Annotated in this window: 10 protein-coding genes; all 10 read left to right on the forward strand. The window is 45.9% G+C overall.

What is annotated here, in order from left to right; genetic code table 11:
* Nucleotides 1–3: 3 nt before the first annotated feature.
* The 10 genes from rpoC (at nt 4) to rplB (ending at nt 11,929) form a co-directional block, all read left to right on the forward strand.
* Nucleotides 4–4,221, forward strand: a complete 4,218-nt coding sequence (gene rpoC / locus EXU30_RS11125; protein WP_130600050.1) for a DNA-directed RNA polymerase subunit beta' — start codon at nt 4–6, stop codon at nt 4,219–4,221.
* A gap of 174 nt (nt 4,222–4,395) precedes the next feature.
* The gene (rpsL, locus tag EXU30_RS11130; RefSeq protein ID WP_130600052.1) at nt 4,396–4,770 is read left to right on the forward strand and encodes a 30S ribosomal protein S12; all 375 of its coding nucleotides are present in this window, start codon (nt 4,396–4,398) and stop codon (nt 4,768–4,770) included.
* 80 nt (nt 4,771–4,850) lie between these two features.
* Nucleotides 4,851–5,321 (forward strand): 30S ribosomal protein S7, encoded by a 471-nt coding sequence (gene rpsG / locus EXU30_RS11135; RefSeq protein ID WP_130600054.1) that lies wholly within the window; start codon nt 4,851–4,853, stop codon nt 5,319–5,321.
* Nucleotides 5,322–5,401: 80 nt separating this feature from the next.
* A complete protein-coding gene (gene fusA, locus EXU30_RS11140) occupies nt 5,402–7,498 on the forward strand; it encodes an elongation factor G (RefSeq protein ID WP_130600056.1) in 2,097 nt (698 codons plus the stop codon).
* A 70-nt stretch (nt 7,499–7,568) separates the two neighbouring features.
* Nucleotides 7,569–8,753: an elongation factor Tu gene (gene tuf, locus EXU30_RS11145; RefSeq protein WP_130600035.1), complete on the forward strand. Its 1,185-nt coding sequence runs from the start codon at nt 7,569–7,571 to the stop codon at nt 8,751–8,753.
* Nucleotides 8,754–9,191: 438 nt separating this feature from the next.
* Complete coding sequence (gene rpsJ, locus EXU30_RS11150; RefSeq protein WP_011635639.1) at nt 9,192–9,503, forward strand: 30S ribosomal protein S10; 312 nt, start codon at nt 9,192–9,194, stop codon at nt 9,501–9,503.
* 27 nt (nt 9,504–9,530) lie between these two features.
* Nucleotides 9,531–10,169 carry a 50S ribosomal protein L3 gene (rplC, locus tag EXU30_RS11155; RefSeq protein WP_130600058.1) on the forward strand — a complete coding sequence of 213 codons (639 nt, stop codon included), beginning with the start codon at nt 9,531–9,533 and terminating at the stop codon, nt 10,167–10,169.
* Nucleotides 10,170–10,186: 17 nt separating this feature from the next.
* The gene (gene rplD, locus EXU30_RS11160; RefSeq protein WP_130600060.1) at nt 10,187–10,792 is read left to right on the forward strand and encodes a 50S ribosomal protein L4; all 606 of its coding nucleotides are present in this window, start codon (nt 10,187–10,189) and stop codon (nt 10,790–10,792) included.
* A complete protein-coding gene (gene rplW, locus EXU30_RS11165) occupies nt 10,789–11,088 on the forward strand; it encodes a 50S ribosomal protein L23 (protein WP_130600062.1) in 300 nt (99 codons plus the stop codon). The genes rplD and rplW overlap by 4 nt, the downstream gene beginning before the upstream one ends.
* A 16-nt stretch (nt 11,089–11,104) precedes the next feature.
* Entirely contained in the window at nt 11,105–11,929 is an 825-nt protein-coding gene (gene rplB, locus EXU30_RS11170; protein ID WP_130600064.1) for a 50S ribosomal protein L2, read from the forward strand.
* Nucleotides 11,930–11,941 lie beyond the last annotated feature (12 nt).

An 11,941-nucleotide genomic window follows, 5' to 3' on the forward strand; every position in this document is an offset into this window, starting at 1 on the left:
AACGTGAAAGACTTATTAAAGTTTCTTAAACAGCAAAGCAAGACTGAAGAATTTAACGGTATTAAAATTGGTCTAGCATCGCCAGACCTCATCCGTTCTTGGTCTTTTGGTGAAGTTAAAAAGCCAGAAACCATTAACTACCGTACATTCAAGCCTGAGCGTGAAGGTTTGTTCTGTGCGCGTATCTTCGGTCCTGTGAAAGATTACGAATGTTTGTGTGGTAAATACAAACGTCTTAAGCACCGTGGTGTAATTTGTGAGAAGTGTGGTGTAGAAGTTACCCAGACTAAAGTACGTCGTGAGCGTATGGGTCACATTGAACTGGCTAGCCCAGTTGCACACATCTGGTTCTTAAAGTCACTTCCGTCTCGTATTGGCTTAATGCTAGATATGACTTTACGTGACATTGAGCGCGTACTGTACTTTGAATCATTTGTTGTTATCGAGCCAGGCATGACCTCGCTTGAGCGCGGCCAAATGCTAACGGAAGAGACGTACTTAGACGCACTAGAAGAGTATGGTGATGAGTTTGAAGCTAAAATGGGTGCTGAAGCCGTTTTAGACTTACTACGTGGTATTGATTTAGAAGAGCAAATCGAGCAAATGCGCGAAGAGCTACCTTCAATCAATTCAGAAACTCGTCGCAAGAAAGTGACTAAGCGCCTGAAACTGATGGAAGCATTCTACCAATCTGGCAACAAGCCAGAGTGGATGATCCTGAAAGTACTACCGGTTCTACCACCTGATCTACGTCCGCTAGTTCCACTAGATGGTGGACGTTTTGCGACGTCTGATCTTAATGACCTATACCGTCGTGTGATTAACCGTAACAACCGTCTAAAACGCCTATTAGACCTAGCTGCTCCAGACATCATCGTACGTAACGAAAAACGTATGCTGCAAGAGTCTGTTGATGCGCTATTAGATAATGGTCGTCGTGGTCGTGCAATTACAGGTTCAAACAAGCGTCCTCTGAAATCTCTTGCTGATATGATCAAGGGTAAGCAAGGTCGTTTCCGTCAAAACCTACTTGGTAAGCGTGTTGACTACTCAGGCCGTTCGGTAATTACCGTAGGTCCTACTCTACGTTTACACCAGTGTGGTCTTCCTAAGAAGATGGCACTTGAGCTATTCAAACCATTCATCTATGGCAAGTTAGAAGGCCGTGGTCTAGCGACTACGATCAAAGCCGCTAAGAAAATGGTTGAGCGTGAGCAAGCAGAAGTTTGGGATGTTTTAGACGAAGTAATTCGTGAACACCCAGTGATGCTTAACCGTGCACCAACACTTCACAGACTTGGTATTCAAGCATTTGAGCCAGTACTGATTGAAGGTAAAGCAATCCAACTTCACCCGCTTGTATGTGCGGCGTATAACGCTGACTTCGACGGTGACCAAATGGCGGTACACGTACCATTAACGTTAGAAGCGCAATTAGAAGCGCGTGCGTTGATGATGTCTACCAACAACATTCTGTCACCAGCAAACGGTGAGCCGGTAATCACTCCGTCTCAAGACGTTGTATTAGGTCTGTACTACACCAGCCGTGAATGCATTAACGGTAAAGGTGAAGGCATGGCATTCGCTTCTGTAGCAGAAGTTGAAAAAGCTTATGCAACAGGTGCAGCTGGGCTTCACGCTCGCATTAAAGTACGTCTAAACGAAGTAAGCATTGATGATAACGGTGAGAAGACAACTTCTACTCGTATCGTTGATACTACTGTAGGTCGTGCATTGCTATCGCTTATCTTACCTGAAGGTCTATCTTTCGACCTTGTTAACCAAAACATGGGTAAGAAGCAGATCTCGAAACTACTGAACACTTGTTACCGTCAACTAGGTCTTAAAGATACTGTTATCTTTGCTGACCAATTGATGTACACAGGTTTCCGTTTCGCGACTATCTCGGGTGCTTCTGTTGGTATTAACGACATGGAAATCCCAGCTGAGAAGTACACCCTTGTTGCTGACGCAGAAGCTGAAGTACGTGAAATTCAAGAGCAGTTCCAATCTGGTCTTGTAACCGCGGGTGAGCGTTACAACAAAGTGATCGATATCTGGGCAAGCGCGAATGAGAAAGTTTCTAAAGCGATGATGGACAACCTGTCTACCGAGACAGTGATTAACCGTGATGGCGAAGAAGAAACTCAAGCTTCATTCAACAGCATCTACATGATGGCTGACTCAGGCGCACGTGGTAGTGCTGCTCAGATCCGTCAGCTAGCTGGTATGCGTGGTCTGATGGCGAAGCCAGATGGTTCTATCATTGAAACGCCGATTGTGGCGAACTTCCGTGAAGGTCTAAACGTACTTCAGTACTTTATTTCTACTCACGGTGCGCGTAAAGGTCTTGCCGATACTGCATTGAAGACAGCGAACTCGGGTTACCTAACTCGTCGTCTAGTAGACGTTGCACAAGACTTAGTGGTTATTGAAGAAGACTGTGGCGTAGAACACGGTCTAACAATGAAGCCGCTAATTGAAGGTGGTGACGTTGTTGAGCCACTACGTGAGCGTGTACTTGGTCGTGTTGTTGCTCAAGACGTACTTAAGCCTGGTACTGATGAAGTACTTGCACCACGTAATACTCTGCTTGACGAGAAGTGGTGTGACAAGCTTGAAGAAAACAGCGTCGATGAAGTTGTTGTACGTAGCGTAATTACTTGTGAAACAGACTTCGGTGTGTGTGCTAAGTGTTACGGCCGTGACTTGGCTCGTGGTCATATTATTAACCACGGTGAAGCAATTGGTGTTGTGGCTGCTCAGTCGATTGGTGAGCCAGGTACACAGCTTACCATGCGTACCTTCCACATTGGTGGTGCGGCATCGCGTGCTTCTGCTGAGAACAATGTTCAAGTTAAGAACGCAGGTACACTTAAGCTGCATAATGCTAAATACGTTAGCAATGTTGACGGCAAATTGGTTATTGTTTCTCGTTCAAGCGAGCTGGCTGTTATTGATGAGCTGGGCCGTGAGAAAGAGCGTTACAAGGTTCCTTACGGTACCGTGCTTGAGAAGCAAGAGGGTAGTGAACTAGCAGCTGGCGAAATCATCGCTAACTGGGATCCACATACTCACCCAATTATCTCTGAAGTTGCAGGTAGCGTTAAGTTCGTAGACATGATTGAAGGTGTCACGATGACACGTCAAACAGACGAACTAACCGGTCTTTCTTCTGTTGTAGTACTAGACGTAGGTGCTCGTACTTCAGCAGGTAAAGAGATGCGCCCAGCTATCCGCCTTGTTGATGCTGACGGTAATGACTTAATGATCCCTGGAACTGAAATTCCAGCTCAATACTTCTTACCAGGTAACGCGATTGTTTCGAAAGACGATAACGCGCAAATCAACATTGGTGATACGTTAGCGCGTATGCCACAAGAGTCTTCTAAGACTCGCGATATTACCGGTGGTCTACCGCGCGTTGCAGACTTGTTCGAAGCGCGTAAGCCAAAAGAGCCTGCAATTCTTGCAGAAATCTCAGGTACTATCTCGTTCGGTAAAGAGACTAAAGGTAAGCGTCGTCTGGTAATCACTCCAGCAGATGGCGGTGATCAGTACGAAGAGATGATCCCTAAATGGCGTAACCTAAACGTGTTCGAAGGTGAAAAAGTTGAACGCGGTGAGGTGATTGCAGATGGTCCAGAAGCAGCACATGACATTTTACGTCTGCGCGGCATCCACCATGTAGCCAACTACATTGTGAACGAAGTTCAAGATGTATACCGTCTACAGGGTGTAAAGATCAACGACAAGCACATTGAGGTTATCATCCGTCAGATGCTACGCAAGTGTCTAATTACAGACGCTGGCGACAGTGAGTTCCTAGAAGGCGAACAAGCTGAAGTATCTCGCGTGAAGATTGCTAACCGTGAGCTTGAAGCTCAAGGCAAGCAACCTGCTAAGTTTGAGCGTGAACTACTTGGTATTACCAAAGCTTCTTTGGCAACTGAGTCATTCATCTCAGCAGCATCGTTCCAAGAAACGACTCGCGTACTGACTGAAGCTGCCGTTGGTGGTAAGAGCGATCAATTACGCGGTCTGAAAGAGAACGTGATTGTAGGTCGTCTGATCCCAGCGGGTACTGGTTACTCTTATCATAAGAACCGCAACGAAGAACGCACTACAGGTGCTGACCAAGTTGAGGCTCCTGCAGTAACCGCTAGCGAAGCTGAGCAGAACCTAGCAGATCTACTTAACTTGGCCGGAAGCCAGGATTAAGTGATCAAAATGTGAAAAAAAGGCGCCTTAGGCGCCTTTTTTTATGTTATTTCGATCAAAAGTTGTCTATTTCTTGACAGGCTGCGATTACCTTTCTAAAATTCCGCGTCCCACCATAGTGGGATATAGATTTTTCACACCTAATTGTTGAGTATTCAACTGTCGGAGCTATACATGTCAACTGTAAACCAGTTGGTACGTAAGCCACGCTCGCCGCAAGTCAAAAAGACTAACGTGCCAGCGTTGAACGCGTGCCCACAAAAACGTGGTGTTTGTACTCGTGTGTACACTACAACACCTAAAAAACCTAACTCTGCACTACGTAAAGTAGCTCGTGTGCGTCTAACTAACGGTTTCGAAGTAACTTCGTACATCGGTGGTGAAGGCCATAACTTGCAAGAACACAGTGTAATCCTAATCCGTGGTGGTCGTGTTAAAGACTTACCTGGTGTGCGTTACCACACTGTTCGTGGCGCATTAGACTGTGCTGGCGTGACTACTCGTCGCCAAGGCCGCTCTAAGTACGGTGCTAAGCGTCCTAAGTCTTAACGTATCCCGTTAAAGTAAGGCCAAGCTAATTTAATTGACATTCCAGTTTTGGAAATACCTGAAGCATACGGAGAATTGATATGCCAAGACGTCGCGTTGTAGGACAACGTAAAATCCTACCAGATCCAAAGTTCCAAAGTGAGTTGCTGGCTAAGTTCATCAACGTCATTATGCAGGACGGCAAAAAGTCGACTGCTGAAAAAATTATCTACAAGGCACTAGATGTTGTTGCTGACAAAAAAGGCGAAGAGCACCTAGTAATCCTTGAAGCAGCACTTGAGAATGTTCGCCCATCAGTCGAGGTTAAATCTCGTCGTGTTGGTGGTTCAACATATCAAGTACCATGTGAAGTTCGTCCAGTGCGTCGTAACGCACTAGCGATGCGCTGGTTAGTTGAAGCTGCTCGCAAGCGTGGTGAAAAATCTATGGCTCTACGTCTAGCAGGTGAAATGCTAGACGCATCTGAAAACAAAGGTACTGCTGTTAAGAAGCGTGAAGACGTGCATCGCATGGCTGAAGCTAACAAAGCCTTTGCTCATTACCGTTGGTAATATGATGAGGCGGGCATTTGCCCGCCTCATATTGTTGATATTTACTAAAGCAGCATGCTTTAGTTGAGAGGGTATAAAAAGTGGCTCGTACAACCCCAATTGAGCGTTATCGTAATATCGGTATTGTTGCTCATGTGGATGCAGGTAAAACTACCACAACAGAACGTGTTCTGTTCTATACCGGTTTGTCTCATAAAATCGGTGAAGTGCACGACGGCGCCGCTACTACAGACTGGATGGTACAAGAGCAAGAGCGTGGTATTACTATCACATCTGCTGCTGTAACAGCATTCTGGCGTGGTATGGATGCTCAGTTCACTGAACATCGTATTAATATCATCGATACCCCAGGTCACGTTGACTTCACCATTGAGGTGGAGCGTTCATTACGTGTGCTTGATGGCGCTGTAGTTGTATTCTGCGGCTCATCAGGTGTAGAACCTCAGTCAGAGACTGTTTGGCGTCAAGCCAACAAGTATGAAGTACCACGCATTGTGTTCGTTAACAAAATGGACCGAGCAGGTGCTGACTTTGACAGCGTGATCGACCAAATCCGTAACCGCTTAGGTGCTAACTGTGTACCAATTCAATTGAATATTGGTGCCGAAGAGCATTTCAAAGGCGTTATTGATTTGATTAAGATGAAAGCGATTAACTGGTCTGAAGAAGATCAGGGTGTATCTTTCTCTTATGAAGAAATTCCCGCAGATCTCTTGGACAAAGCTCAAGAGATGCATGAGTACCTTGTCGAAAGTGCCGCTGAAGCTTCTGATGAACTGATGGACAAATACCTTGAAGAAGGTGAGCTATCAGAGCAAGAAATCAAGCAAGCACTACGTCAACGTGTCATCAACAACGAAATCGTACTAGCTACCTGTGGTTCTGCATTTAAGAACAAAGGTGTACAAGCGGTACTTGATGCTGTTGTTGACTTCTTGCCTGCTCCCATTGACGTACCTGCTATTAAAGGTGTTGATATGGATGAGAACGAAGTTGAACGTCCATCTGACGACAACGCACCTTTCTCATCGCTGGCATTTAAGATTGCAACTGACCCGTTCGTGGGCACACTTACCTTTATCCGCGTATATTCGGGTGTACTAGAAACTGGTGCATCGGTATACAACTCAGTGAAGCAAAAACGTGAGCGTATCGGTCGTATCGTGCAAATGCATGCTAATGACCGTACTGAGCTGAAAGAAGTTCGAGCTGGCGATATTGCTGCTGCGATTGGTCTAAAGGAAGTCACCACGGGTGATACTTTATGCGACAACGATCAAAAAGTAATACTTGAGCGAATGGAGTTTCCAGAGCCAGTTATTACCATTGCCGTTGAGCCGCGCTCAAAAGCTGACCAAGACAAAATGGCGATTGCACTGCAGAAACTTGCTGCAGAAGATCCGTCATTCCGTGTTGAGACAGATGAAGAGACCGCTCAAACACTGATCTCTGGTATGGGTGAATTACACTTGGACATCATCGTTGACCGTATGCGTCGCGAATTCAGTGTTGAGTGTAATGTTGGTAAACCACAAGTGGCTTACCGCGAAACTATCCGTGACAGCGTCGAAGTGGAAGGTAAATTCGTACGCCAATCTGGTGGTCGTGGCCAATTTGGTCATGTATGGCTAAAACTAGAGCCTCTAGAAGAGGGCGCTGGCTACGAATTTGTTAACGAAATTGTTGGTGGTGTAGTTCCACGTGAGTACATTCCGGCAGTTGACAAAGGTATTCAAGAGCAAATGAAGAACGGCGTATTAGCTAGTTATCCTGTTCTTGATGTGAAGGTCACCCTATATGATGGTTCATACCATGATGTAGACTCTAATGAGATGGCTTTCAAGATTGCTGGTTCAATGGGCTTTAAGAAGGGCGCACTAGAAGCTAACCCTGTATTGCTCGAACCATGCATGAAAGTTGAAGTAACTACACCTGAAGATTACATGGGTGACGTTGTGGGCGACCTCAACAGACGTCGTGGTATCATTGAAGGTATGGACGATGGCATCGGTGGTGTTAAAATAGTCCGCTCAGTAGTACCTTTAGCTGAAATGTTTGGTTATGCAACCGACCTACGAAGTGCTACACAAGGTCGCGCTTCATACTCTATGGAGTTTTTGAAGTACGATGAAGCACCAAGTAACGTTGCAAAAGCGATTATCGAATCACGTACTTAGGAATTAAGTACACATTTAATTGTTATATGGCCCGCATAACGGGCACTTCTGAAAAGAAAGGATATATATCGTGGCAAAAGAAAAATTTGAACGTAGTAAGCCGCACGTAAACGTGGGCACAATTGGTCACGTTGACCATGGTAAAACTACTCTAACAGCGGCTATCTCTGCAGTATTAACTAAAGCATACGGCGGTGAGACTAAAGATTTCGCACAAATCGATAACGCTCCAGAAGAGCGTGAGCGTGGTATTACAATTAATACTTCTCACATCGAATATGATACTCCAACTCGTCACTACGCACACGTAGACTGCCCAGGTCACGCGGATTATGTTAAAAACATGATTACTGGTGCTGCACAGATGGACGGCGCAATCTTAGTAGTAGCAGCGACTGATGGCCCAATGCCACAGACTCGTGAGCACATCCTGCTTTCACGTCAGGTTGGTGTACCTTTCATCATCGTATTCATGAACAAATGTGACATGGTTGACGATGAAGAACTACTAGAACTAGTAGAAATGGAAGTTCGTGAACTTCTATCTGAGTACGACTTCCCAGGTGATGACCTACCAGTTATCCAAGGTTCTGCACTAGGCGCACTAAACGGTGAAGCTCAGTGGGAAGAGAAAGTAATCGAGCTTGCAGAAGCTTTAGATACTTACATCCCAGAGCCAGAGCGTGACATCGACAAGCCATTCCTACTACCGATTGAAGACGTATTCTCAATCCAAGGTCGTGGTACTGTAGTAACAGGTCGTGTTGAGCGTGGTATCATCACAGTAGGTGACGACGTAGAAATCGTTGGTATCAAAGACACTACAACTACAACTTGTACAGGTGTAGAAATGTTCCGTAAGCTGCTTGACGAAGGTCGTGCAGGTGAGAACTGTGGTGTACTACTACGTGGTACTAAGCGTGACGAAGTTGAGCGTGGTCAAGTACTAGCTAAGCCAGGTACAATCACTCCTCACACTTCTTTCGAATCAGAAGTATACGTACTATCTAAAGATGAAGGTGGTCGTCACACTCCATTCTTCAAAGGTTACCGTCCACAGTTCTACTTCCGTACAACTGACGTAACAGGTACTATCGAGCTACCAGAAGGCGTAGAAATGGTAATGCCAGGTGACAACATCAAGATGAATGTTACCCTAATTTACCCAATCGCGATGGACGAAGGTCTACGTTTCGCAATCCGTGAAGGTGGCCGCACAGTAGGTGCTGGTGTTGTAGCTAAAATCGTCGACTAATTTCGACAATTAAGTTACTGAGAAAAGGAAGCTTCGGCTTCCTTTTTTGTTGCCTGAAATTTGTGTTTGCTAAATCCAACTATCCGTGTAGAATGCGCTCCACATTTTTACAGATGCTGTAACGCTAATTTACAAGCGCCGTAAAGTTACGACGTGCAAGTTTACTCTGACCCAAAGTTACTAAACCAAAGTCAGTAAAACTTAGCTGAATTAGTTTGCAGATAATTTGTGCAGTGGGCTTGATCTCTGACTTTAAGTCTGTATAATTGCCCTCCTCTGAACATGTTCAGAGATAAATTAAGTGTAGAAACATTGGTTTCTACATATTCATAGGGACTCCGATAGGGAGTCTAACGGTTAAATCATCTCGCTCTGCTTTCCCATGAGGAAACTGCTAGAGGGTGATTTTTTATGTGTCCAATTTAGGAGCTCTGGTCAATGCAGAACCAAAGAATCCGTATCCGCTTAAAAGGCTTTGATCATCGTCTGATTGATCAGTCTACAGCGGAAATCGTTGAAACTGCTAAGCGTACAGGCGCGCAGGTACGTGGTCCAATCCCACTACCAACACGCAAAGAGCGTTATACCGTTTTGATCTCTCCGCACGTTAACAAAGATGCACGTGATCAGTACGAAATCCGTACCCACAAGCGTTTAGTTGACATCGTAGAGCCAACAGAGAAGACAGTAGACGCGTTAATGCGTTTAGATCTTGCGGCTGGTGTCGACGTTCAGATTAGCTTAGGTTAATTGAGATCCTTAGAAGAGGTTTGAGAGATGGCTATCGGTCTTATTGGTCGTAAAGTGGGTATGACCCGCATCTTCACTGAAGATGGTGCGTCTATCCCTGTAACTGTAATTGAGGTTGCTGGCAACCGCGTTGCTCAAGTGAAAACTTTAGAGAACGACGGCTACCGTGCACTTCAGTTAACTACAGGTACCAAAAAAGCCAATCGCATCACTAAAGCAGAAGCAGGTCACTTTGCCAAGGGCGGTGTAGAAGCCGGTCGTGGTTTATGGGAAATGCGTCTAGCAGACGGTGAAGGCGAAGGCATTGAAGTTGGTGCTGAGCTAAATGTTGATATTTTCGCAGACGTAGCGAAAGTAGACGTTACTGGTCAGTCTAAGGGTAAAGGTTTCCAAGGCGGTATTAAGCGTTGGAATTTCCGTACTCAAGACGCGACTCACGGTAACTCATTGGCGCACCGCGCGAATGGTTCTATCGGTCAGAACCAAACGCCAGGTCGCGTATTCAAAGGCAAAAAGATGTCAGGCCACATGGGTGCTGAGCAAGTAACGACTCAAAATCTACACGTTGTACGTGTTGATGCAGAGCGTAACTTACTTCTAGTACGTGGTGCTGTACCAGGCGCTACTAATGGCGACCTGATCATCAAGCCTGCTGTTAAAGCTTAAGGTCTGAGGAGATAGTAATGGAATTGGTATTGAAAGACGCTCAAAGCGCTCTTGAAGTTTCCGAAACTACCTTCGGCCAGGACTTTAACGAGGCTCTGGTTCATCAGGTAGTTGTAGCGTACGCTGCTAACGCACGTCAGGGCACTCGTGCTCAAAAGACTCGTGCAGAAGTAAAAGGCTCTGGTAAAAAGCCTTGGCGTCAAAAAGGTACTGGCCGTGCACGTGCCGGTAGCGTAAAAGGCCCAATCTGGCGTGGTGGTGGCGTATCTTTCGCTGCTAAGCCACAAGAGCATGGCCAAAAAGTTAACAAGAAGATGTACCGTGGTGCTCTTAAGAGCATTCTTTCTGAATTGGTACGTCAAGAGCGTTTAGTTGTTGTTGAATCTTTCGGCGTTGAAGCTCCTAAAACTAAAGAGCTAAAAGCTAAGCTTAAAGATCTTCAATTAGACGACGTTCTAATTGTTACTGCAGAAGTTGATGAGAACCTATTCTTAGCGGCTCGCAACTTATACAAAGTTGACGTACGTGACGTAGCGGGTCTAGACCCAGTTAGTCTAATCGCGTTCAACACTGTTTTAGTTACTGCTGACGCAGTGAAGCAAATCGAGGAGATGCTAGCATGATCACCGAAGAACGTTTGCTAAAAGTTATTCTTGCTCCGCATATCTCTGAAAAGAGCACTATCGAAGCTGAGAAAAACAACACTGTAGTTTTCCGCGTAGCAATCGATGCAACTAAAGCAGAGATTAAAGCTGCAGTAGCGAAGCTATTTGAAGTTGAAGTTGATTCAGTTCGCACTCTAGTTAACAAAGGCAAAACTAAGCGCACTGGTGGCCGTGCAGGTCGTCGTAGCGATTGGAAAAAAGCTTATGTAACTCTAGCTGCTGGTGCTGACATCGATTTCGTCGGCGCTGAGTAAGCAAAGGAGAATTATCATGGCAGTTATTAAGTGTAAGCCAACCTCTGCTGGTCGTCGCCACGTTGTTAAAGTGGTAAACACTGACCTGCATAAAGGTAAGCCTTTTGCTGGCCTGCTGGCGAAAAAGTCTAAAAGTGGTGGCCGTAACAATACTGGCCGTATCACTGTTCGTCACGTTGGTGGTGGACACAAGCAGCACTACCGTCTAATCGACTTTAAGCGCGATAAAGATGGTATCCCTGCAAAAATCGAACGTCTTGAGTACGATCCAAACCGTACAGCGCACATCGCGCTAGTATTGTACGCAGACGGTGAGCGTCGTTACATCCTTGCTGCTAAAGGCATGCAAGCTGGTGACGCAATCCAATCTGGTATCGATGCAGAAATCAAGACTGGTAACGCTATGCCGTTACGCAACATTCCAGTAGGTAGTGTTGTTCACGCGGTAGAAATGAAGCCTGGTAAAGGTGCTCAGATCGCTCGTTCAGCTGGTGCTTATGTACAAGTTGTAGCGCGTGACGGTGCTTATGCAACTCTACGTCTTCGCTCTGGCGAAATGCGTAAAGTTCCAGTTGATTGCCGCGCGACATTCGGTGAAGTTGGTAATGCCGAGCACATGCTACGCCAGTTAGGTAAAGCTGGTGCTAAGCGCTGGAGAGGCGTACGCCCTACAGTTCGTGGTGTTGCAATGAACCCGGTAGACCATCCACACGGTGGTGGTGAAGGCCGTACTTCTGGTGGCCGTCACCCTGTATCACCATGGGGTGTTCCAACTAAGGGTTACAAAACTCGTAGCAACAAACGCACTGACAAGTACATCGTACGTCGTCGTAATAAATAGTAAGAGGATTCG

It is taken from the genome of Shewanella maritima (assembly GCF_004295345.1).
In the GTDB taxonomy this organism is placed as follows: Bacteria; Pseudomonadota; Gammaproteobacteria; order Enterobacterales; family Shewanellaceae; genus Shewanella; species Shewanella maritima.

Coding starts and splice junctions, on each gene's coding strand:
- rpsG (WP_130600054.1), top strand. CDS start 4,851: ATGCCAAGACGTCGCGTTGTAGGACAACGTAAAATCCTACCAGATCCA.
- rpsL (WP_130600052.1), top strand. CDS start 4,396: ATGTCAACTGTAAACCAGTTGGTACGTAAGCCACGCTCGCCGCAAGTC.
- rplD (WP_130600060.1), top strand. CDS start 10,187: ATGGAATTGGTATTGAAAGACGCTCAAAGCGCTCTTGAAGTTTCCGAA.
- rplB (WP_130600064.1), top strand. CDS start 11,105: ATGGCAGTTATTAAGTGTAAGCCAACCTCTGCTGGTCGTCGCCACGTT.
- rplW (WP_130600062.1), top strand. CDS start 10,789: ATGATCACCGAAGAACGTTTGCTAAAAGTTATTCTTGCTCCGCATATC.
- rplC (WP_130600058.1), top strand. CDS start 9,531: ATGGCTATCGGTCTTATTGGTCGTAAAGTGGGTATGACCCGCATCTTC.
- rpsJ (WP_011635639.1), top strand. CDS start 9,192: ATGCAGAACCAAAGAATCCGTATCCGCTTAAAAGGCTTTGATCATCGT.